18 protein-coding genes are annotated in these 24,176 nt (G+C 46.5%); 10 read left to right on the top strand and 8 right to left on the bottom strand.

What is annotated here, in order from left to right; translation table 11 throughout:
• The first annotated feature begins 8 nt into the window (after window positions 1-8).
• The 7 genes from FSB84_RS26845 (at window position 9) to FSB84_RS26815 (ending at window position 9,902) form a co-directional block, all read left to right on the top strand.
• On the top strand, window positions 9-827 hold the full coding sequence (locus tag FSB84_RS26845; RefSeq protein WP_130540918.1) for a DUF4397 domain-containing protein: 819 nt from the start codon (window positions 9-11) through the stop codon (window positions 825-827).
• A 162-nt stretch (window positions 828-989) separates the two neighbouring features.
• Entirely contained in the window at window positions 990-1,910 is a 921-nt protein-coding gene (locus FSB84_RS26840) for an ABC transporter ATP-binding protein (RefSeq protein ID WP_130540917.1), read from the top strand.
• Between the two features lie 10 nt (window positions 1,911-1,920).
• Entirely contained in the window at window positions 1,921-4,257 is a 2,337-nt protein-coding gene (locus FSB84_RS26835) for an ABC transporter permease subunit (RefSeq protein ID WP_130540916.1), read from the top strand.
• A gap of 62 nt (window positions 4,258-4,319) precedes the next feature.
• Complete coding sequence (locus tag FSB84_RS26830; RefSeq protein WP_130540915.1) at window positions 4,320-6,668, top strand: ABC transporter permease subunit; 2,349 nt, start codon at window positions 4,320-4,322, stop codon at window positions 6,666-6,668.
• Window positions 6,669-6,725: 57 nt separating this feature from the next.
• A complete protein-coding gene (locus tag FSB84_RS26825; RefSeq protein WP_130540914.1) occupies window positions 6,726-8,018 on the top strand; it encodes a MutS-related protein in 1,293 nt (430 codons plus the stop codon).
• 22 nt (window positions 8,019-8,040) lie between these two features.
• Window positions 8,041-9,354, top strand: a complete 1,314-nt coding sequence (locus FSB84_RS26820) for a MutS-related protein (protein ID WP_130540913.1) — start codon at window positions 8,041-8,043, stop codon at window positions 9,352-9,354.
• Between the two features lie 74 nt (window positions 9,355-9,428).
• A complete protein-coding gene (locus FSB84_RS26815; RefSeq protein WP_130540912.1) occupies window positions 9,429-9,902 on the top strand; it encodes a hypothetical protein in 474 nt (157 codons plus the stop codon).
• A gap of 15 nt (window positions 9,903-9,917) precedes the next feature.
• On the opposite strand, the gene FSB84_RS26810 is transcribed toward FSB84_RS26815, so the two are convergent.
• Window positions 9,918-10,721 carry a hypothetical protein gene (locus tag FSB84_RS26810; RefSeq protein ID WP_225979897.1) on the bottom strand — a complete coding sequence of 268 codons (804 nt, stop codon included), beginning with the start codon at window positions 10,719-10,721 and terminating at the stop codon, window positions 9,918-9,920.
• 188 nt (window positions 10,722-10,909) lie between these two features.
• Window positions 10,910-11,155, bottom strand: coding sequence for a hypothetical protein (locus tag FSB84_RS30745; protein WP_130540910.1), 246 nt, complete (start codon window positions 11,153-11,155; stop codon window positions 10,910-10,912).
• Window positions 11,156-11,320: 165 nt separating this feature from the next.
• Between FSB84_RS30745 and FSB84_RS26800 the strand changes: the two genes are divergently transcribed.
• The 3 genes from FSB84_RS26800 (at window position 11,321) to FSB84_RS26790 (ending at window position 13,959) form a co-directional block, all read left to right on the top strand.
• Window positions 11,321-12,304, top strand: a complete 984-nt coding sequence (locus tag FSB84_RS26800; protein WP_130540909.1) for a C1q-like domain-containing protein — start codon at window positions 11,321-11,323, stop codon at window positions 12,302-12,304.
• Window positions 12,305-12,321: 17 nt separating this feature from the next.
• Window positions 12,322-13,272, top strand: a complete 951-nt coding sequence (locus tag FSB84_RS26795; RefSeq protein WP_130540908.1) for a T9SS type A sorting domain-containing protein — start codon at window positions 12,322-12,324, stop codon at window positions 13,270-13,272.
• 174 nt (window positions 13,273-13,446) lie between these two features.
• Window positions 13,447-13,959 carry a MutS-related protein gene (locus FSB84_RS26790; protein ID WP_130540907.1) on the top strand — a complete coding sequence of 171 codons (513 nt, stop codon included), beginning with the start codon at window positions 13,447-13,449 and terminating at the stop codon, window positions 13,957-13,959.
• On the opposite strand, the gene FSB84_RS26785 is transcribed toward FSB84_RS26790, so the two are convergent.
• The 6 genes from FSB84_RS26785 to FSB84_RS26760 are packed head-to-tail and all read right to left on the bottom strand — an operon-like array spanning window position 13,946 to window position 24,167.
• Window positions 13,946-16,876, bottom strand: a complete 2,931-nt coding sequence (locus FSB84_RS26785) for a serine hydrolase (RefSeq protein WP_207234231.1) — start codon at window positions 16,874-16,876, stop codon at window positions 13,946-13,948. The two genes, FSB84_RS26790 and FSB84_RS26785, sit on opposite strands and share 14 nt — an antisense overlap.
• 23 nt (window positions 16,877-16,899) lie before the next feature.
• Window positions 16,900-18,081, bottom strand: a complete 1,182-nt coding sequence (locus FSB84_RS26780) for a cystathionine gamma-synthase family protein (protein ID WP_130540906.1) — start codon at window positions 18,079-18,081, stop codon at window positions 16,900-16,902.
• 11 nt (window positions 18,082-18,092) lie between these two features.
• On the bottom strand, window positions 18,093-18,971 hold the full coding sequence (locus FSB84_RS26775; protein ID WP_130540905.1) for a serine hydrolase: 879 nt from the start codon (window positions 18,969-18,971) through the stop codon (window positions 18,093-18,095).
• A 28-nt stretch (window positions 18,972-18,999) separates the two neighbouring features.
• Complete coding sequence (locus tag FSB84_RS26770) at window positions 19,000-20,583, bottom strand: serine hydrolase (protein ID WP_130540904.1); 1,584 nt, start codon at window positions 20,581-20,583, stop codon at window positions 19,000-19,002.
• Between the two features lie 11 nt (window positions 20,584-20,594).
• Window positions 20,595-22,697 (bottom strand): S9 family peptidase, encoded by a 2,103-nt coding sequence (locus FSB84_RS26765; protein ID WP_130540903.1) that lies wholly within the window; start codon window positions 22,695-22,697, stop codon window positions 20,595-20,597.
• 60 nt (window positions 22,698-22,757) lie between these two features.
• Entirely contained in the window at window positions 22,758-24,167 is a 1,410-nt protein-coding gene (locus tag FSB84_RS26760) for a SusD/RagB family nutrient-binding outer membrane lipoprotein (RefSeq protein WP_130540902.1), read from the bottom strand.
• Window positions 24,168-24,176: the final 9 nt, after the last annotated feature.

The raw sequence follows: 24,176 nt of genomic DNA, 5'->3' as shown, positions 1-24,176 counted from the left end.
ATATTGGTATGCTGATTATTCGTTCCTGTTTAACTGGCATCAGAAAGATAGCGGCCATTGCGGCCACAATTCCGGTTCTGTTAACTGCCTGTAATAAAGACCCTGAGATCTTAACACCTGGAGCATCGCTTGCCATCATTGCTGCCATACCGGATGTAGACAGGTTATACACCAGTTTCGCTGGTACTGATCGCCTGGAGAGTTATGTTTCTTCAAGTGTGCTTAATTACAGTAACTACACGGGCACTGGCAGAGCCAGTATTGCGTTTACCCGTCCTGCCGGAGATCAACGCCTGGCCTTTTACCGGCGCACTGACACTGTTAATCCCGGCAAGCCGCTCATGGCGCTGAACATTCCATTAAAGGTCAACGGCATCTACTCGCTATTTCTGACAGGAACCGCCGCTGCTCCCGATACTATATTCATGGAAGATATCATTCCCTGGCATTCGATAAAAGATAGTGTAACCGGACTGCGGTTTATCAACCTGTCTCCCGGAAGTAATCCCATATCCATCAATATAGCAGGTAAAATACAAGGAAGTGAGGTGGATCAATTAGCCTACAAGTCGGTAACAGCTTTTACCATGTATCCTGCTGATGCCAGCATCAATGATTACACGTTTGAATTCAGGGATAAGGTAAGTGGCAAACTATTGGCTACCTATAACACAGGCAAGATGAATAAATATGCTTCTACGGCCCGGCTCACAGAAGTGAACAAATGGCTGTTCAGGAATTCAACGCTGGTATTCCTGGGATTACCGGATGGGCAGGGTGTGCAGGCACAAAAGGTTGCGATTGTTAACCATTTTACTCTACGATAATATCATCAGCTAAGGATTTCTAAAAAATTTATTGCTGTATTCAATAGCTGCACGGCTGCCCGCATACGTGTAGGTAGATAACTATTGCGTCCACTGATCTCTAAAAACGAATCCTTTGATTTGGCATTAAAAGATTCAATACATGATTTTAATAAACAAATTATGATCCTTCAAACAATCAATCTTTCACATAGGTATAGTGCCAGCTGGGCTATACGTGATATCAATATTCAGATCGGCCATACCGGCATTGTAGGTTTGTTAGGCGCCAATGGATCAGGTAAATCCACCACGCTGAATATTATCAGCGGTACCCTTAATCAAACAGCGGGCGAGGTGATCATCGATGGAATCGATTTGCGCAAACATCCGGAAGAGGCAAAGAAACGGGTGGGTTTTCTTCCGCAACAACTTCCCCTCTACACCGATCTTACTATCGATGAATACCTGCTGTACAGTGCGCAGCTGAGGCGCATCGATAAACAGCAGATCAGATCCGCCATGGAGGAAACCAAAGAACGATGTGGCCTTAATCACCTTAGCTCACGGTTGATTAAGAATTTATCAGGCGGCTACCGGCAACGGGTAGGTATTGCACAGGCCATCATTCATAAGCCCAAACTGGTGATATTGGATGAACCTACCAACGGACTTGATCCCAATCAGATCATCGAAGTGCGTAAACTCATATTGGGTATCGCACAGGAGCATAGTGTGTTACTGTCTTCTCATATTCTTACGGAAGTGAATCTGCTGTGCAAGGAGATTGTTATGATCGAATCCGGACGTGTTGTTTTTTCAGACAGTATGGAGAGCTTCGCCAATTATGCTCAATCAGACAGCTTGCTGCTCCGTTTTGAAAATCCGCCATCACGCGAAGAATTACTGAAGATAGCCGGAGTGGAAGCAGTAGAGTTGCTATCTCCAAAACAGATGCGTATCCGCTATTCGGGAGATCAGGCCGTTTCGGACAGGATCGTTGCTGCAAGCGTATCGGGCAATTGGCTGTTACGCGAGATCGGACCGGATAATACCAAGCTCGATAATATCTTCAAACAACTATCTTCTCAAACTGCCCAATAAATAAGCGATCATGATCTTTAAAATTGCCAGGAACGAACTTCGCAATCTTTTCTACTCGCCGGTTGCCTGGTTCATAACGCTTGTGTTCTTTATCACCTGCGCCGTTCTGTTCACCAATAAACTCTACGATCAGGCTGTATTCAATGAACTCCTGGTTAAATCGGATCCTACTGCCATGAAGATCCTGAGCCTGCACGCAACGCTGGCTCTGTATTTTGGTTTGGATGGTCTGATGCCCGGTATTGTTCGCAACCTGCATCTGTTCATTCCTTTGTTGACGATGGGGCTCATTAACCGAGAGGTCAATAACGGTTCCATCCGCTTGCTCTATTCGTCGCCCATTAAGATCTGGCATATCGTATTTGGAAAATACCTGGGGCTGATGATGTACAATCTCTTGCTATTGGCCATTGTAGGTGTTTTTGTGGCAACGGGTTTTTTTGCTGTCAGGCATATCGACTATGGCACTTTGTTGTCAGCTTCCTTCGGGTTCTTTTTGATGCTGGCCGCATATTCGGCCGTGGGTCTTTTTATGTCAAGCCTTACTACGTATCAGATAGTGGCAGCGCTGGGAACTTTTCTTGTTCTCTTCACGCTTTCGCGGATAGGCGGACTCTGGCAGCAATATGATTTTTTCCGGGATATCACCTGGCTGCTTTCGATGGAAGGTCGCCTGCAAAAGCTGATGGTGGGCCTGATCCGAAGCAAGGATCTGATCTATTATCTGAGCATCGTTTTCATATTTCTGAGTTTTACCCTGATCCGATTGCAGAAGGGCAGGCAGTATAGCCCCTGGTATTTGGTATTGGGTAAACATGTATTAGTGTTGTTAATCGCATTGACGGTAGGCTATATCGGTTCCCGTCCCCGTTATACAAAGTATTGGGACACTACAGCCACCAAAGTACATACGATACCTGCGCCTGTACAGGAAATTATCAGTCGTATGGATAAAGACAGTTCCCTGGAGGTAACACTGTACACCAATCTTGTAGACAGCAAGCAAAGGACCCCGTTGGGATTGCCTTTCAACCGGAATGGGTACCTGGAGGGGTTATGGGATCCTTATCTGCGATTCAAACCGGAAATACAATTCAGGTATGAATACTATTACGACAATAATCCGGCAATCAATCATGCTACACTCGGCGCTGGCCGCATGTACAGGGAGTTTCCGGGCAAGAGTCTCAAACATATCGCAGAAGAACATGCGAAACTGTTTAAGGTCAGTTTTTCCAAATTCAAATCACCAGAAGAAATGCGCAGGCAGATCAACCTCGATGCGGAAGGATATTCCCTGGTGATGCAATTGAAATACAAGGGAAAGACGGAGTTCGTCCGGTTCGGAACAGGAAGACCTGCTGTACAGCAAATTGGTGGGGCGTTAAAAAGACTGATCAATAATGATAATCCAGAGCTGGCTTACGTGTATGGAGAACTGGAAAGGGATATTTATTCACGGGGTCGCCGTGATTACGGAGAGCATTCCATGTTGAAAGAAAATCTGGATGCCCTCATCAATACAGGATTCCGTATCGATACCATTGATTTACGAACCCGCGATATTCCAAAAAGCGTAACAACAGTTGTTCTGGCAGATCCCAGACGGGAACTGGCAACAGAAGTGCTCAGAAAATTAAAAGCGTATATAGCTGAGGGTAAGAACATGCTGATACTGGGAGAACCCGATAAACAGTATGTGTTGAATCCCCTGCTCCGGGAATTGGGTGTTGAAATGTTGCCAGGTCAAATAGTGGAGCCAAAATATACCGCAACGCCGGAAAAGATTTTGGCGAAGCCCGCCAAAGGCTACAGAGCTGTTTGGGGGGAAGAGAATTATCGGCAAAGCATAGCGCTTAATCTGCCGGTTGACAGGCCGCTTGAGTTACCGGGCACAGCCGCATTGAAATACAATTCCGGCAAATTCGATATCGAGCCCGTTTTTGAAACGATGAAAGACAAAGCCTGGTTGAAAGCCGGAAAACTGGTGTCTGATTCGGCACAACCCGTATTCAATGCGGCCGAAGGCGATAGCACAGGCACCTTCAGTGTAGCGCTTAAGCTAACGAGAAGTACCGGGAACCGTGAACAGCGAATACTCGTTTGGGGCGATGCAGATCTGCTTAGCAACTGGAATTTACCTGCTACCAATAACCTGCCGCCGATGCTGCTGAAGTGGCTGCATTACGGGGAGTTTCCTCTCGACAAGGGACTCATTCAGGCAAAGGATGTAATGAAGTTACCGGCAAATCAAGCCAAATGGCTGCGAATCGTGTACGTTTTCATAGTGCCGGTTGTGATTCTTGCCGGCGCAGCACTATTGTTAAAACGAAGGAACCGAAAATAAATAAGGGGCTGCCGCAATACCGGCAACAGTTCATCCAATCCGCTCAATAAATATTTGATCCAATGATTTTCAAAATAGCTAAGAACGAACTGCGCAACCTTTTCTATTCCCCGGTTGCCTGGTTTATCATCCTGGCATTTTTTGTTCAATGTGCCTTCTTTTACTTCAAGGCCCTGGAACCACTTGCCAACAGTACTGAAATATTTTCGAGGAACAATCCTGAAAACGCAGACAGGCTGGGCCTGGGCGCCACGCTACAATTGCTGCTTGGAAGAGACGGTCTGTTCAAAAATATTATTGGTAACCTTTACCTGTTTGTGCCCTTGTTAACGATGGGCCTCATCAACAGGGAAATCAATAACGGGTCTATCAGATTATTGTTTTCTTCCCCTATACAAGCACGTCATATCGTGTTTGGAAAGTACATCGGAGTTATGCTTTTCAACCTGCTGCTGCTGGCCATCATAGCGATATTCATGATCACAGCTGCGATCCATGTGCGCAATGCAGACTATGGGATCCTGCTTTGTTCCATGTTTGGCTTTTACCTGTTACTGGGAACCTATTCCGCTATCGGATTGTTTATGTCTGCCATCACCAATTACCAGGTAGTGGCTGCAATCGGTACTTTCACGATCTTGTTTTGTTTAACCAAAATAGGAGCGCTCTGGCAACAATATGATTTCATACGTGATCTTACCTGGTTCTTGTCGGTGCAGGACAGACTAGGAAAAATACTGACCGGACTACTGCGGAGCCGGGATGTGATTTACTTTCTGGTGATCATCTTCCTGTTCGTCGGCTTTACCATGATCAGACTGCGCAGTCATCTGGAATCCGCCACCCGCTTCACTACATTCAGAAGATATGCATTGGTATTGATTTCGGGATTGATGATCGGCTATATCAGTTCCCGTCCCCGGTTTACGGGCTATTGGGATACTACCTACCAAAAATTTCATACCATTCCTGAAAAGCTGCAACACCTGCTGCAATCATTTGAAAAAGATAGTATCGTAGAGATAACTATGTATGCCAACCTGCTGGGGCGCGAATATAAAATGGGATCGCCCGCTAATAGGAATAAAGTACTGGAGGGAGTATGGGATCCCTATGTAAGATTCAAACCAGACATAAAATTCAGCTATGAATATTACTATGATTACAATCCCAAAACGGATCATCATTTTGAGACGCCTACAGACAGCATGTTGTACAAACAGCATCCCGGTAAATCCCTGGAAGAGATTGCAGAAAGATATGCTGTGGTGAACCACGAAGATCTGTCTTCATTCAAGTCCCCGGATAAAATGCAACAATCCATCGATCTGGATCCTGAAGGATACAGATTGGCAATGACCATAAGGTATAAAGGACGAACAGAGTTCCTGCGGACTTTCAATGATATGGGCTTCTGGCCGGATTACAGAACAATTGGTGGGGCACTGAAAAGACTTCAATCTGCGCGCAATCCCAAAATTGGTTTTATCACCGGTCATTTTGAACGCGATATTTATAAACCGGGTGATCGCGAATACCGGAATCATACCACGGCGAAAAACATGCGAAGCTCTGCGCTGAACCTGGGGTTTGCAGCAGATACGCTGAACCTGGCCTTGCAAGAGATCCCGAATGACATTACAGCTATCGTGCTCGCCGATCCGAAAGTGGAGCTGTCTGTAATGGAACTGAATAAGCTCAAAGCTTATATTAATGGTGGCGGTAACCTGATGATACTCGGCGTACCAGGCAAGCAACAGATCCTGAATCCGCTCCTGGAAGAATTGGGACTGCGTTTTTTGCCGGGGCAGCTGGCAGCTCACAATCCCAAAGAGTCTTCTGATCTGATTCATGCAGAATTGATGCCGGAGGCCGTTCAGCTGGCGCCGGAAAGCAAGCTGTTTGCAGAATACCAAAGAGATTTGAAAGATAAGAAGAGGCATCTCCACCTGGAAGAGCTGGAGTTCCGGGGAGTGGTTGGCATGGAATTCATCGATACCACCAGGTTTAATAGAGCAATTTTCAGTTATACCTACGAGGGAGCCTGGCTAAAGGCAAAACCACTTAACACAGACAGTGCAAAAGCTGTGTTCACGCCAGCTGAAGGCGACTCAGCCGGAATATTTCCGGTTGGAGTTTTGCTATCGAGAAACATAAACAATAAAGAACAGCGGATCATAGTGCTCAACACCATGATCAATGAAAATGAAGAAGGCGGAGGAAGCCCGGATTTCTACAGCTGGTTGCACTACAACGAATTTCCAATCTATCATACGCCGGTATACCCTGTTGATCAGATCCGGATTGGCAATACTGCAGCCGTAAGCTGGAAACTGATCTATGTTTGGATGCTTCCTGCGTTGATACTCTTTGTGTCTTCCATATTACTTGTTAGAAGACATCGCAAATAGCGGGCATCATGATTAGTGGAAAAAGATATTACAGTATTGCTAAAAAAAATCGTTCTCATGTATTTGCAAACAGATGATCAAACGATCGGGGATCTGAGACTATTCTCCAAACGCGATCATAGCGGGATCTATGATATATACAATAATACAAGCACAAGGGGCGGGGAGGAAATGCTGGAGCATATGTTCAGAAATCCCCTGTCCTCCCAGGAGGCCATTACCAACCGGGCAACTATCATTGCTTCTCTGGCCCAATTGAATACTTGTTTTCCTTTCAGAGCATCATTGTTGGATAGCGTTGAAAAATTCATGGCGGATGATAAAGAAGGTAAAGATGGGCAAAGGGCTGTTTTGGGAGAAAAGGAGATCAGCAACGGCGTTACATCCATGATCGAGCTCTTACATGCGATGCGGGAATTTGTACAGAAAGGGGATCTGGTGAATGTGCCTGCACTGAACAATGAACGTGAAAAGATGCTTTCCCTGCTGAGCACACCTGCATTGAAACCTGTATTTAATGAGAAACCACCGGGCAGGCTCTCTTATGCAGCCGTTACAGCCTTTGATCTGCTGCTGCGGGTTCGTGAGCGCGATAAGATATTATCAATTTTGCAGTTCATTTACCTGATGGATGTATATATTTCTGTTGCACAGGTTTCATCGAAACATAATTTCATTTTTCCAACAGTACATCCGAAAGGTAGCAATGTGCTGCGGGTGGAAGGTGTTTATCATCCAGAGCTAAAGAATCCCGTTCCCAACAGTTTAGCGATGGGTGCGGAAAAATCTGTTGTGTTTCTCACAGGCGCTAACATGGCAGGAAAATCTACTTTCCTGCGATCCTTCAGTACAGCTGTATACATAGCTCATATGGGATTTCCGGTTGCAGCCGGATCAATGGAATTCTCCGTGATGGATGGCGTATATACCACTATCAACCTGCCGGATAATCTTGGAATTGGCGCCAGCCATTTTTATGCAGAAGTATTAAGGGTGAAAAAGATGGCTGCTGAGCTGGGAACGGGTAAGTCGATATTTGTGTTGTTCGATGAATTGTTCAGGGGCACCAATGTAAAAGATGCCCACGAAGGAACAGTGGCCCTCACCAAAGCATTTGCACAAAAGAAGAATAGTATGTTCATCATCTCCTCACATATTGTGGAAGCTGCGGATGAGTTGAAAGAAAAATCCAATATCGGGTTTCATTATTTGCCCACCAGGATGAATGGAACTGTTCCTGAATACACATATACACTGGAAGAAGGTATAACAGATGATCGTCATGGCATGATCATCATACGGAATGAAGGAATATTGGATATCCTGAAAAGAGGAAAGAAAAACGGATAGTATAAAATCCAAAAATGTAATCATGAATTTTTCGATAGATAAGCAATCGCTTGACGAGTTGAATCTCATGGGGAAGTTTCGCCAGGGATCGGTTTACTTTTTGTTCAACCAGATGAAAACGCGTGGGGGAGAGCAGCTGCTGGACCAGTTATTCAAACAGCCACTGGTAGACGAAGCGGCCATTAATGAGCGTACAGCTATATTCCGGTTTTTCCAGGAAAAAGGATTGAATTTTCCTTTTGATGCACAGCAGGTAAGCCTGATGCGGGAATACGTAGATGCTTCTGCTGAACAGGGGCGTCTTGCCAGCTATGGAAATATAATGGTAAAGAAGGTATTGTCCATACTGACCCGCGATGAGCGGTACAAATCTTTAATTCAAGGATTGCAGGCTACCATTGTTACACTGAAAAAATGTTATGGGTTTGCAGCAGAATTGTCTGGGATGGAAGGCCCTTATCAACGAAGAGCCAATGAGATCAGACAAATTCTCGATACGCCTTCATTGTCCGCTTTAATTGAAACAGATATTTACAAAGCTATTTCTGTAAGAACAATTGCAACCTATGATCATCTGCTGAAGAATAAAATAAACGGAGAGATAAAAGGAGTACTGGATTTTATTGCTGAAGTAGATGTGAATATAGTGGTGGGGCATGTAGCTGCTACCAGGGGCTTTACTTATGCCAAAGCACTGCCGAAAGCATTGAATGCCTTAAAGGCAATGGACCTGAAACATCCCTGTATCGATAAGGCCATCGGCAATAATATTGAGATGCAAAAGCATAGTAATGTTATTTTTCTCACCGGAGCCAATATGGCGGGAAAATCAACCTGGATGAAGTCGATCGGCATCAGCATGTACCTGGCTCATATCGGGTTTCCCGTTGCTGCGGCGTCTATGGAGTTTTCCGTGCGGGAAGGGATCTATTCCAGCATCAATGTGGCCGATAATATTGCATTAGGGTATAGTCACTTTTATGCAGAAGTAGTGCGGGTGAAAAATGCCGCCGAAGCCACGGCTACAGGAAAACATCTCCTGCTGATGTTCGATGAATTATTCAAGGGCACCAATGTAAAGGACGCTTTTGATGGTACGCTGGCGGTAACAGAGGCTTTTTCTGAATATGCGAACTGTCTCTTCATTGTTTCCACGCATATTATTGAAGTAGGAGAGGCGCTTAAAGCCAGAGACAATATACAGTTTACATATATGCCAACCGTTATGGAAGGTGATGTTCCCCGCTATACTTTCCGTTTACGTAATGGAATAACCGAAGACAGGCAGGGAATGATGATCATAAGAAATGAAGGAATTATTGAGTTGATGGAGTGAAAACTTAATGGAAAGGACAAAGGAACTATATTTACAGTTGCCGGCACTTCCCGGAAATTGTAAACAATATTCTTATGCATTCTGCAACTATTGATACCATTAAGACGGAATTGAAACAGCTCCCTCCCAAACAGGTAATGGAGCTCCTGCTGCGTCTCGCAAGGTTCAAGAAAGAAAATAAAGAACTACTCACCTATATCTTATTTGAATCGGCAAATGAGCATGAGTATGTAGAGCAGGTCAAAAAAGAGATCAGTGAAGAGATGGAGGAGATTGATGGTCTCCCTGGTTATCAATATAAAAAGCAATTCAGGAAGATCCAGCGAAAGATCAATAAGCCCATAAAATATATAGGGAATAAATCCGCAACTGCTGAATTGTACCTGCATATGGTCAGGATGATCAGCGGGAAGAAAAAAAACAATTACCTGGCTACCTTCCTTAATAAGTCCGCAGAACAATATATATCCAAAATTGAAAAATTATTGCCAGGTATCGAAGATGACCTCGCAGCAGACCTGCGAAAACAACTGAAGCAAATCGGATGACCTGCCCAAAGTCATTTACCTGGCGCCAGTATTGCGTAGTGCCTTTGCCTTCTCATAAGCAGCGAGACAACTATCCAGCGAACGGCCTTGTTTATAAATGCAGTCGCAGAAAGCTTCACAGGCTGCTGGATTCTTGCTTGCATTGCATTGACCTCTGCACTCTTCTTCAGAGTTGCCCGGACCTATCTCGTATAAATAGGAACTGCCTATTATGAGAAAAGCCAGTGTTGCGACGGAACCTCCAGAAAAGAGGAGACGAAGGCGCAGTGGATTATGCGTTGTAGTTAGTTTGGGAGGAGCTGGTTTGGGTTGCCTGAATGGCAAAATATGTTTCAGGCGGTCATAATCCCAGAACAGTAAGAACAAATTCGCCAGTAGCATCATCGTCACGATCCTGGTGCCTGCAAAGCGTGTGGCATAAGTCAGCACACAAATATTGATGATCATGGGAAAATACATCAGCGCACCAAGAAGAGAGGTGCGGGGTATCAATAAGAGTATGGCTGTTATAATTTGTGCAATGCCAATAAAGGTATAGTAATATCCTGTCAGTTGTAAGGCATCAAAATAATGCCCCAATGGATTATTGTGAGGAAGCCCCTCTGCGAATCGCTCACCCATGATCTTGACCAGACCTGACGGGATAAAGCTCAAAGCCAATGCTACTCTACAAAAAACAGCAAACCCTCTGAACCAGTTATCTGATTTCGCTACATAGTATATTTCTTCAAGTCGGGGCATATTGCGCAGATTGAACTTCAGCTCATGTTTTTTTGCGATTGAATAATCTGAAAAAAACAAAATGAAGGACCAGTGCAATAGCGGTCCAGTAGATGGCAAAAGCCAAAAGCAAAAGCGGGGGCGGCGGATCCGGATCCTGGGCCAAAAATGACAAAGGTTCAACCAAAACAAACTTGACCGGGTATATGATAGTGGCTAATGTATTCTTCCAGGCAATTGATCCACCTTCCGGGAACCACTCGCCATTTCTGGGAAAAAGACTGATTTCATTTCCCAAGATTGAATTGGTGATGAATTGAAATACAAACGCCGAAACGAGGAATCCGATGACGAATTTCTTTCTTGAAATCTTCATGGTGCCGGGCTTTTGTGATGAATTGAAAAGTACTTTGAAATACAAAGTAAATACAATCTTCTTTAAAATTCAAATTTTTTATGGTGTCGCTTAATTCTGACGCAGCCGGAATTCCGGAGGCAGTTGCTGAAAGGATTGGATCCCATTGAGTCTCCATGATTCTCATATTTTTTCGGACTGAGACGTCCAACGCTTCATTTCGCATATTTCCCTGTTCATTTGGGTTCTGCCACACTATGTCCTGATAAATTTTCAGTAGCCCCAGCTGTGATTCATTTTTGTGCCATCAACCAAATATTTTTCACACACTGAAAAAATAATCATGAAACAACTCTCTTTGATCCTTGTATTTGTATTCAGCATTTTACTTGCACAGGCGCAAATGCCTAAAGCAATCAACTACCAGGCGGTGGCTCGTAACAGCTCAGGGCAGGCCATTGCCAATCAGGCCATCAAAGTAAGGCTCAGCATCGTGAATTCAGCAGCGGGTAACGCCGTGATCTATTCTGAAACAAGAAGTGTAACCACCAATTCACTTGGTCTGTTTAATTTGCAGATAGGCAGTGCGGGAGCGGTTGCCACTACCGGCAGTTTTACCGCCATTAATTGGCTTAACAACACTACAACAGTTGAGAATCTGAAAGTGGAGCTGGACATCAACAATAACAACTCATTTGTAGATATGGGTGTTCAGGCTTTGGTTACCGTTCCTTATGCTTTTGCTGCAGATCAGGCTGTGAATGCCATCAATATTGGCGGGCATTACGTAGATACCAATACTCCCAATACAGGCGATATACTTCGCTGGAATGGTAGTGCGTGGGTGGCTACAGATCCTGTTGCCGCAGCAGCTAAGAGATTTGTTGGATTCCGTGCGCAGCTAACCAACTCAATTTTAGTTACCGGCGCTTATAATTATATACCAGTGAAATTCAACAATGATGCTACCTATTCTTGTTTTGACAGTGCCAATGTTTATAATCCTGCCACAGGTGTATTTACTGCTCCAAGCAGTGGTATGTATTTCCTGAATACCACTATGAATTTTTATACGCTCGGTTCCAACTACACTTCAAATGGCATGATGTTCTTCTATTCCGGTTCCCGGGGAATATTGGGGGCATCAGGTGAAAGTGCCAGAATCGAAATCGTGGCAGGGAAATTGGATTCCCGCTCATTGAGCGCCATTGTATATCTGCAGGCTAACGAGCAGGTAACTGTTCAATTGGATGGAATAAATCCAAGTGTTAATTATCCATTGCAACTCCACAACGAATGTACTTTCCAGGCTTACAAGATCAATTAATACTTAAATAACAGAAGATGAAGAATTTTTCTCTTATGGTATTGTTGATCTTAGGCTGTTCGCAGGCAGGCGCTCAAAGCGTTCAACCTGAAACCATCAACAGTTCTGGCCGCCACAGTACAACCGGCGGCATTCACTTTGAATACGCAGTAGGCGGGTTGGCGCCTTCAAGCCTGGATGCAGGACCTGTGTTGCTTACCCAGGATTTTCTTCAGCCGTTTGCAGGTACTGCTACCGAGGTGCCGGCAGTTGGCAGCCCACAGCTTACCAGTGGAACCGTTGTGAATAATGCGGGCACTACATTGATCAATGGGAACAACCTTCTCGAATATACTTTGGGAGAGTTTGCAAGCATCACTTTATCGAACTCCAATAATCTGCTCACGCAGGGGATATTGCAACCTTATCTTCAACAGGGCCCCCTGCCCGTGACCGGTCTTGATTTTACTGCAAGACGCATCAACACCAACCAGGTGCTGCTCAACTGGAGTACGAAGCAGGAGATCAATAACAGTGGTTTTTATATCGAACGGAAAAAAGAAACTGAAACAGACTTTGCTCCTCTCACTTTCATCTCATCAAAAGCTACGGATGGGAATTCAGTTTCTGCCTTATCTTATACCTATACAGATATGAATGGGTATTCAGGAAAAACTTATTATCGTCTCAAACAATTGGATAAAGATGAGAAATATGTTTTCTCTCCAATAAGAATAGTTGCAGCACAGGAGAAAGATGTTGTGATGATGAAAGCCTGGCCGGTGCCGGCCATAAACAACCTGAATGTGAAAGTTACCGGCATCAAATCAACAGAACAATTGCAGGTGCTGGATATGCAGGGAAGGGTGGTGAAAAGATATCTTATCTCCAACGAGCAAATCATCAATATCAACGGACTTCCATCGGGTACTTATATACTAAGGCTAATTAAGGAAATACCTGTTACGGAAAAAATTGTGATACAATAAGGGCAGGGCTATTCAAATGCAGGAGGCTGTTCTGAAATGAGCAGCCTTTTGCAATTCTACTTCTTTACATTTCTGAAAAAATTACCCTAGTTTGCGGATTGGATCAAACATACCCGAATACCAACTTGCAGCATAATCATACGAAGAACAGGCCCTCTTTGCTGGAATTGCCGAATGCAACGAAGCGTCTTTCAAAACGCTGTTCATGCTTCGCATATGGGGTTTCCGGTAGAACTGGAGGAGATGATCTTTTCGGTGCAGGATGGCATGTATACTTCCATCAATGTGCCGGATAATATGAATGAAGGATTCAGCCATTTTTATGCAGAAGTGCTGCGGGTGAAAAGAGTAGCGGAAGAGGTGAGCCGTGGAAAGAACCTTGTGATCATTTTTGATGAGCTTTTCAAAGGCACCAATGTGAAAGATGCATACGACGCTACAGTGGCAGTTACCGAAGCTTTTGCAGACAACAGCAATTGCACGTATATCGTTTCCACACATATTGTAGAAGCCGGCGAAACGCTTCGCGACAGAACAGGGCATATGCAGTTCCTGTTTTTTCCCACGATCATGGAAAAAGAAGTACCGCGATATATCTACAAACTGCAGGAAGGCATTTCAGCCGACAGGCATGGCATGAAGATCATCATGAATGAAGGCATAGTGAACATCATCAAAGGCGCCTGATCTCATACTCCTGGATCTTCGCCGGTGTTTCAGGTGTTAATGTAAATCTTACTTCAATGGTTGCCTTTTCTCCTTCGATGAGAAAATATCCCCGCAGATTGTTCTCCGGCACCATGGTGCCGATAGATTTGATAGCACCGGCTTTGGTAAAAATATCCTTCGCTTCTTTTCGCAGGGAATCTGGAAAATAATCGAGGAAGAAATTATCTGCAAAGGCATCGGAATTGGTTGCGTTTTGCCAGTCTGGAAGAAATGCAACCAGTTCTTTTTTCCTTTGGTCAAGTATTGGAGTAACAGGAATCGGGCGGGGCGTGGCTCCGGTGAGGTCCAGTAAAGTATCGATCACCACGGTATTAATATAAGTAGCGGAAGCATAAGTGAGATTGGCGAAGCATACCACACCGATGCCATAATCGGGTAAGATGGTCCAGTTGGTGCCAAAACCCGGAAGGCCTCCGCTATGCCCAACCATTACCCGGCCTTTGCAGTCGCGTGTCCAGCGAAGCCCGTAGCCATATGCGGCCACCATCGGACAGGCGCTGGTTTCACCAGGAAACTGATAGCGGGCGTTGAGTGTATTGAAGTTCCAGGGCTGCTGCATTTCGCGGATAGAGCTTCTTTTCAGCGGTCCATCTTCAGGGCCATTCCTGGCGGGCCATCCGGAAAGATGGAAGTTCATGTATTTCGCAAAATCTTCGATGGTAGTGATCATGCCTCCCATTGCGCCATATGCACCACTGTGCAACATCGGTTGTTCCACCCAGTTATTGTTGAGCCGGCGGTAACCCAGCGCCAGTTCATTGGCCGGTACTTTACTGTACTCCCAGTAAGTATGTGCCATGTTCAGCGGCGTTAGTATATTTTTATCGATATATTCTTCATACGGTAAGCCGGATACCTGTTGAATGATGTAACCCAGCAAGGCAAATCCGAGATTACTGTATTCGTATTTTACACCCGGACTATTGGAAAACGAAATGCCTTTCTTCACCATGGCCAGCATGGCTTCATTGGAAATGGCCAGCTGGCGGTCGCCCCAGGGATTGTCTTCCGGAAAGCCGGCAGCGTGGGTGAGGAGATGGCGTACTGTCAATAAAGGAGCATCATCCGAAGCATAGTGTTGTTGCTTCAGTTCCGGAATGTAGTTATAAGCAGGATCATCCAGCTTCAGTTTTCCCTGATCGCGTAATTGCAGGATGGCCACGCTCACAAAACTCTTCGTCATGCTGGCTATCCGGAAGGCAGATGTTGAAGTGGCTGGTATTTGCTTCTCGATATTACTGAGCCCTGTATTGCCTGTATATATCAGCTGCCCGTTGCGAACGATACCATAAACAAGGCCGGGATAATCGTTCTTCCTGGCAAAATCCTTATAGATCCCGTCAACAACCTGCAAAGCGTTTTTCCATTTTTCCTGTTTATTGCGATAAGCCTGAATCAGTGCATGGGTAGATGGGATCAGCTCCCTGAACCGGGCAAAGGTTTCGGCCGGGATATTCGATTCACTGAAAGGCACCATCTTTACGTATTCCTGTATTTCACCGGCTTTCCTGCCGTACTTGTATGCATATGTGAACCGGCCCTGCGCATCAGTTCGCGTTTGTGGATTATCGTTATTAGGTACGCTGATATAGAATTCGCTTTCTGCCTGGTTTCCCTCGCTGTTCAGCAGTTTTTGCTGAGCGAGATGGTCATAGAGCTCAGCGGCTACATTCACTGCCGGGTCGATGAGTTTGACATCGGCAACCATAAACGGCCGGTAGATATACTTCCCGTTCTTTTTGTAATGATAGAGTTCCTGTAAGGTTTGCCGGATCTCTTTTACGAGGTAGGGATAATGAGTGCATCCCAGTATCAGCGCTTTCAATGGCGGAGCGCCGGGAGATTTTCGCATTTTCTCCATCAGGGAAACCAGGTGGTAACGAACATAATTGCCGGTGGAGTTGAGTTGCATGACCTGGCAATCATCGCTGTTCTTTGTATCGCAGAGCATCTGGTTATGGTCGAAATTGAAATTGTAAAGATCAAGCAGGGTTTTGTCAATTTTGTATTCAGCGCTTTGGAGGGAGGGGCCGCGATAGTTTGCAGCCGGGCTGCTCGCTTTCCGGTTGATGAAATCCGGTTCTTCATCCACGGCTTCTGCCAGTCCATATCCTCCCTGGCTCAGAATGTTCAGTTTACCGGTATAGCCCAGTTTATCTTTAAAAGCCAGTATCGTTCTTTCATATCCTCCCGATGCCACTGTGCCCACTGTTGCAAAAACGGCAATGGAGGCATTTTCATTTTTCCCGATTTGTTCCAGTGCGCCTCTGGCGCCCGCATCGATCACGCCGATTATTTTCAGGTTGATGCCTGTTCTGCGGATGAAATCTTCCAAATGTGATTTCGCATAGGCGGTAGCGGTATTACAGGCGATCACGATGGTCTTTACCCGTTTCTTGTCTGTACTGTATTGCTTGTTTTCCGCGCCGGCATAGTATTTATCGGACATCAGGAACTGGACATCCTTCAATACATGCTCGATCAGCAGGTCGGATTTCTTTTCACTGTAATAGTTGCCATAAGGCATATTCGCCTGATCGGCCAGATAGATGAACTTTTCTTTTGCAAAATCGGCAACAGCGTCTTTGCCCTGTTTCCCTGTACTGTTATGGTGCTCATCGTAATTGAGGAGAGTGTTGAGAATAGTGAGCCCGCCGGTACCTGAATCGAATACGCCAACAGGAAGGGAGGCATCTCCACCGGGATAATGTGCAGGATCGATAAAGAAAAAATTGTTCCTGTCTGAAACCATGGCTTTCTCCATCGGCGCCAGGGCGGCGGAATGGGTAGTGCTTTGTGCATACAGTGAAACTGGGGTGCATATACAAATGCTCAGGCCGAAAGATAATGCTGTTCGTTTGTAGCTATTCATCATGAACTGTTTGATCTGTGATGCTTTTATATTGTTGCAAGGGCAGCGTCCAGGTCTTGCAACAGGTCTTCCACATTTTCAATGCCAACGGAATAACGGATAAGACTTTCAGGAATGCCCAGCAGCCTTCGTTGTTCTTCTGTCAGTTCCACATGACTGGTAGTTCGTGGCGGCCCTGCCAATGTGCTTACAGAGCCCAGGCTGGCTGCGAGATGTGTGAACCGGAGTTTCGGCAATACTTTTTTTACGAGCTCATAGCCACCATCGAGGGAAAAGCTCATGATACCACCGAAGCCGTTCATTTGTTTTTTCGCTATCTCGTGCCCGTTATGGGTTTCAAGACCGGGATAGAATACATCTTTCACACGGGGGTGTGCTTTCAGGTAACGGGCGATCTTCATGGCGGAAGCATTCTGCCGTTCAATACGCAGCTCCAGTGTTTTCATGCCTCTTGCGATCATGTAAGCAGGGTCGGCCTGCAGGCTGGCGCCGTTGATCTCGCGGAACTGGAATACTTTTTTTACCAGCTCTTTGTTGCCGCATAACAATCCGCCCATGGCGTCGGAATGGCCGCAGAGGTATTTGGTGGCGCTATGGATCACCAGGTCCGCGCCAAGCTGCAATGGATGCTGGTTCACGGGCGTTGCAAAAGTATTGTCCACTACCACGATGGCGCCCGCTTTTTTAGCAGCTGCAGATAACCGTTGTATGTCAACGATCTTGAGGGTAGGATTGGTGGGTGTTTCGAGGTAGACGAGATCACAACCTTTGGCTATTTCAGCTTCGATCTGTTCATGATCGGTGGTGTCGCAAAGTTTCACTTCCACATGGTATGCGGGAAGGAAGTCGAGGAGCAGCCTGCTGGTGCCGCCATAGGTATCTTTGAGCGACACAACGCGTTTGCCGGGAGTCAGGAAACTGAACAGTGTATTGCTGATCGCTCCCATGCCGGTTGAAAAAGCGATGGCGGCCTCGGCGCCTTCCAGGACCTGTATCTTGGCTTCCAGTACGGCTACTGTGGGATTGGTATTGCGGCTGTAAATATGACCAGCAGATTTGCCGGTGGCCACATCATGCCAATGGTCCAGGTCTTTGTACGAGAATGCCACACTGTTCACAATGGGAGTAGTAACAGCTCCTTCCGTGAAAGGATCATCTTCACCTGCCCATACGGCCTGTGTTCCTTTTTTGTATTTGTCAAAATCCATTATTATACAATTTACTTTTTTCCGAAATAATGATCGTATATGATACGAGAAGCATTGGCCAATGTATTGGTGGCTTCCTTGTGGTCTTTAATACCCTTCGATAACAGAACTATAATATATTTCCTTCCGTCAGGCAGGAACACGATCCCTGAATCATGGCAAATGCCGGTAATGGATCCGCTCTTGCTGGCCACTTTCACATCAGCCGGCAATTTTGCGGGGATCACATCCCTGAAATACTGGTCCATCAATATTTTGATCATGGCTTCACTGGCCTTTTTGTTCACTGCAGTTCCATTTGCAAGATGTTCCATGATCAGCATGAGGTCAAATGCGGTGGTGGTATTGTTGAGGCCTTTCTCAAAAGCCTTATCATCTTCCACACCGCGCAGTACCTGTATGTCTTTGGCGCCCAGTGAACGCATGGTGGCCATTACTTTTTTCGCATCCACCAGGTCAATCATGATATTGGTGGCCAGGTTACTGCTTTTGGTGATCATACGGTGCAGCACATCCGAAATGGGCAGTTTTTGCCCGATATGCGTATACAGATCATGCTCGCTGTCGTCGGTGGAGTCTAGTGAATACGGGCTGCCATCCACAATACTGGAGAATGTGTTTTTGATTTCTATTGGATCTTCGATCTTGAACCTCTTTTTGGACGCTTGCCGGAATGTTTCGATCAGTACAGGTGTTTTCATGGTGCTGGCTGCATGGAAAGAAGCATGCTCATTCATGAAGAAGGTTTTCCCTGAGGAGAGGTCTTTGAAGGCGATAGCAAAATAACCTTCCGGATGGCTGGCAAATTCAGCTTCGAGCTCCTTACGAAGTCCTGTTGTATCATTGTTGAAGATCATGGTGGTTAACAGTAAAGTGAATAATCCCGGCATGGCATATAAGTTTCTTTGTGATTGGATATTATTTTATTTCAGGAACAGCAGGCACAAGTTTTACATCTTCCAGGTAAAGACTGGAATTGGGATGGATACTTTTCATGGTCACCCCGGTGATGTTCCCTTTTTCCGAAATCGAAAAATTGATGTAGGCATCTCCTTTCAGGTCTGCATTCCGGAATCTGGCAATAAAACTATTGTATTGGAAGTACTGCAGATCGGCCACCAGTTGGGGCAACTGTTCGAATACCATTGTGAGTTTCCCTGTATTTTCCGAGATGGTCACATCGCCATAGTACGGGTCTTTGTATTTGCCGGCGTATTGTTTTACCGGCAAAGGAGATATTGCACCGGCAATGGGTTGAACCGTGTTCTCCTGCAGTTTGCGTTCTTGCCGGACAAGGCTGCTGTCGAGTTGTTTTCGATAAGCAGCCGTCCAGTCATACGCGGGATTCTTCATGTAGTGGTCCAGGATATGATAGATGACAGACCAGTATGCTCCTGTGGATTCCTGGTTGGTGAGCACCACTACGCCAAGCCCGAGTTCGGGCACCATGGCAACCTGCGAAACAAAGCCATCCAGTGCGCCTCCATGGCCCACTACTTTATATCTTCCATAATTGTAGCTTCTGAATCCGAGCGCATAACCATAGAAGTCCATCTGCGCAGCTTTCAATTCAGGGATATTTTTTGTGATGGGCATTGGCCTAATGATCTTCCACAATTGTTCTGTGGTAGTGGGCTTGAACAGCACCGTTTTTTCGGGCGTACGGCCTGAATCCAGCTGGGTGATCATCCATCGGCACATATCACCGGCATTGGAAGCGATGCCTCCTGCGGGATTGGCCGCATCACCGATACCCTGTTCAAAGAAACCTTCCACTATCTTCACTTCCTTATTATTTCGGCTATGCGAAGCCGATACATTGGCGCTGGCTTTCATCAGGGAGAACCTTGAAAGGGTTTCTTTCATCCCAGCTTTATCGAGGATACGCACGCGCACAAATTCTTCCCAGGACATGCCTGATACTGCGGCGATCAGTTCTCCTGCTGCCAGGTAAAGGATATTGTCGTAGGCATAGGTGGTGCGGAAATCATGTTGCAGCGGCAGCAGCCGGATCTTCTCAACGATCTCCTTCCTGCTGAAAGTGGAAGGCGGGAACAAAAGCATATCGCCCGCGTACGCTGAAAGACCGCTGTGATGCACCAGCAGATCGCGAACTGTCAGGTGGGAGGTTACATAAGTATCAGACATCCTGAACCAGGGGAGATGATCGATTACCGGATCATCCCATTTCAATTTGCCTTCTTCTTCCAGGATTGCCAGCGCTGTAGCGGTGAAAGCTTTTGAATTGGAAGCGATGCAGAACAAAGTATGTTCATCCACCGGGTCTTTGCTGCCCAGCTTTTTAATCCCGTAACCTTTGGCAAGAATTGTTTTCCCGTTATGAACGATGCCTACGGCTGCGCCGGGCACTTCAAATGTTGCCAATGTTTTTTGAATATAAGCGTCCAGCCCGGGGGGCGGCTGTTCCTGTTTTTGAGCAGTTGCTTTGATCAGCATACAGCTAAACAACAAAACGGTCAACAGTTGTTTATGATAATACATGGCAGATCGGTTTATGGCTTCAATAATTTTCTTTCCAGGAATTCAGCTACTGCCTCATCTACTTTCAGCAGGTTTGAATATTTCATCCAGTGATGTGTTTCATTTGGTATCACCAGGCTTTCAAATGCGAAGCCTCTTTTCTCGAAGCGACGGGCCAGGTCGATGCTTTGATGAAATTCCACATTGCCGTCGTCATCACCGTGAATGAGCAGCACGGGGGAAGTCCAGTGATCGAGCCAGGCGATGGGAGACGATTCCCAGATCAATTGTCTGGCCAGTGCGAGGTCCGGCGCCTGCTCCTGCCTGGTGATATCCGGGCCGAACACAGTGAGGTTATGTTCTCCATGAATATCCACTCCGGCTGCAAACAATTTTGAATCACGGCCAAGTGCCAGCGCAGTAAGGAATCCGCCATAGGATCCACCGTATACGCCGATCTTAGAGGCATCCACCAATGGATGAGCTGCCAGCCATTCACCTGCTGCTTTGATATCCTGGTATTCGGATGCACCATAGATCCAGGAACGGGCAGGATGCTGGAATTCATATCCGTAGCCGATCCCAAGACGATAGTTTACAGACAGTACAATGAAGCCACGACTGACGAGATATTGGTTCAATGCATAAGTATTCGCATAGTAGTCGCCGTAATGCCATCCAAGCAACATCTGCCTTTCGGGGCCACCATGAATGAACAACACGGCGGCAGATTTGCCGGATATTTTTTCAGGTAAGAATATTTGTCCATATACTGTTTGTCCATCAGGCGCTTTGAACCGGACTGGTTTGGGTGTTACCAGTTGATTTGCCGGAAATCCTTTGGGAATAAGGTTTTCGCCCAGGAGTTGTTGTTTGCGTTCTGCAAAAGAGATAACTGCCGGCAGGGTTGGGCGTTGGGCAGTGGCGCTCAGGTACACCAGGTGTTTACCGTTTCCGGTGATCAACGGAAATGTTTCGATGCCATCACCGCGGGTGATCAGTTCCATCTCTGGTCTGTTCACGGGAACGCGGATGATATGGCGGCGTTCGTAGTCGGCGGTATCCGGGCCGGTATTGGCGCTACCTGTGAGCCATTGTCCGTCGGGACTTAATTTGATATGTTCGATGATGAAATTACCGGGAGTGAGCAGGAGAGGTTCTCCGCCATCGGCCGGCAGGGAGTAGAGATGCGGCCAGCCATCGTGGGTGGATAAAAAGACGATGCGGTTGCCTGCTGCCCAAAGAAGATTGTAGCGGCCATGACTGGCAGGAACGGAGGCACGCAGGGTTTCCGGCGACTTCCATAATTGAATGATTTTACCGGAAGAAAGGTCGGCCACCTGCAGAGCCCAGGGCTGATAACTGTCAACAGTAAGCGAATCAGGCGCTCCACCAGATGCAGGGCGACGGACGAAAACGAGTCGTTTCCCATCCGGCGACCAGCGGGGAGAGGCATCCCGCGCAAATGCAGGGCTGATCCATTGGATGGGCGAATCCGTATTCAAGAAAATTCCAATGAAAGAGTGATCACCACGGGAAGAAATGAATGCGATCCTTGATCCGTCTGGCGACCATTGCAGTCCGCCTGTATGGCCTTTATCATAAAAAAGTGCTGTCGCTGGTTTCGATCCATCTGCAGGAACAATCCAGGCCTGGCGATCTTTAATGAATGCCACTTGTTTGCCATCAGGAGAAACAACAGCTTCATCTCCTTCGCTCAATAATTTGGGGATGCCACCGGAAAAAGGAATAGAATACAAACGGATGGCAGGCGGTTGGGCAGATGAGGAAGGATTGCGTGGAATGGTTTCGTCAAATGCGCCATGGTCGGCGCCCCTGACAAAAATCACCCTGCTGCCATCAGGTGTTAGAGTGATGCCGGATAATTCCTGGCCATCATCTTTATCGTAAGCCGTCAGTTTGCGGGGAACGAATTGCGGCCCTTCGGCCACATAAATATTACGTTGTCCTTCCCTGTTAACGGCAAAGGCTATGCGCGATCCTCTGGAAGCAGCACTGAGCTCACTGATGAAAGGATAGCGGGTGATGGATTCAAGGGTGAGGGATTGTGCGCTGACGGATGTAAAAGAGAAAATGGACAGGGCAGCAGCTATGCTGACGAACAGCTTTTTCATGTGAAGTCGTTTGAAACATGGAAGGGCTGACTGAAGTTTACTTTCAGTCAGCCCGATATTTTATTTATCCCAGATGAGCCGCTCATCCAGTCCTGCAACAGGAGGAACATTTTTTCCGTTACGGCTTGTTTCCACTGTAGGGTAGGCCAGCCGGCGGATGAAACTGTTCATGGCTGCATTTTGCGGCAGCGTGAAATCCTTGTATTTGTAATCGAACCTGCGCGCGTCCACCCATGCTTCGGGGTTGAGGAACATCACAACATATTTTTCTTTGAAGATCAGGTTGAGGGTAAGATTGTCCTTGCCAACAGCCACGGCGGGATTGTTCAGGTATGCATTCCTGTCGGCTGTAGCAACGCCTACTTTTTCCATATGTAATCTGATGCCGTCGAGATAAGCATTATAGGCTGTTTGCGGATCATTGGCCCTGAAGGCTGCTTCTGCTTCAATGAATTTCATTTCGGCATAGGTTACCAGCCAGAGAGGTGCATTCCCTTTTGAATAGTAGCCGTTGATCCAGAGATAGGATTCTTCATCATCAGTGCCGGTACCAATGCGGCCTGCGCCGTTGGGTGTGCCCCGATAGTCGCCAAATTTGGTTTTGCTGGCAATCAATGCCAGCCTGGGGTCTACAACTCCATAAGTAGTGCCGTTCAATGCATCTACATATTGTGTGCTCAGCCAGCCATCGAGGTCAAGCTGTGTGTTGGCGTATGATACGGCATTCCAGGGGCTTCTGCCATCGAACACGGTGAGCGCAGCATCATCTTCGTTAGATTCGTATGCATTGGTAAGTGTGTTCAATACTTCAGTTGGATTGTAGCCGGGAGTTTTGCTGAACTGTGTAAGGAATCTTGCTTTCAGCGCATTGGCTGTTTTGATCCATGCGGAAACACTGCCTTTATGGATAAGGTCGTTGTTGGAGTTCAGGTCCATCGATACATCCTGCTTGTTCAGATCGGCGATGCCATCGCTCAGCAGGGTGAGGCAGGTCTGGTGCAGATCGGCCTGTTTGTCGAATGTGGGGATCAGCAGGTCGAGCCCTTTCAGTGCTTCGGAGAAAGGAACATCGCCAAAGCTGTTGATGAGCATATTGAGGTTGTAAGCCATGAGGATCTTACCCACACCCAGGTGCTTGTAGGCTTTGTTCGCTTCTGCCTTGGTGATCATCTGCTGGATATTCATCATGGTAGCGTAGAAGCTTTCCCAGGTATTCGAGTAGTCTACCTCGTTATAGATGTCGCCATCGCTTGCCTTGCTGTTGGAAGCGAGGTATTGTGTGTAGTAGGAAGTGATGTCACCCATCAGGAATGCGTCGTAAGCTGTCTGATAAGTGCTGGTAGTGAGCAGGCCGTTGAGCGGCGGTTCTTTCACCAGGTTGGGGTTGTCGAGCTTGTCAAGATATTTATCGCAACCGGTGATGCTTACTGCTAAAACCCATGCTGCGAGTATGCCGGAGATTCTTTTCATATTACTGGT

Origin of the sequence: Pseudobacter ginsenosidimutans (assembly GCF_007970185.1) — a bacterium.
GTDB lineage: Bacteria > Bacteroidota > Bacteroidia > Chitinophagales > Chitinophagaceae > Pseudobacter > Pseudobacter ginsenosidimutans.
The sequence above is the reverse complement of the archived record's forward strand: the minus strand, read 5'-3'. Positions and strand labels throughout refer to the sequence as shown.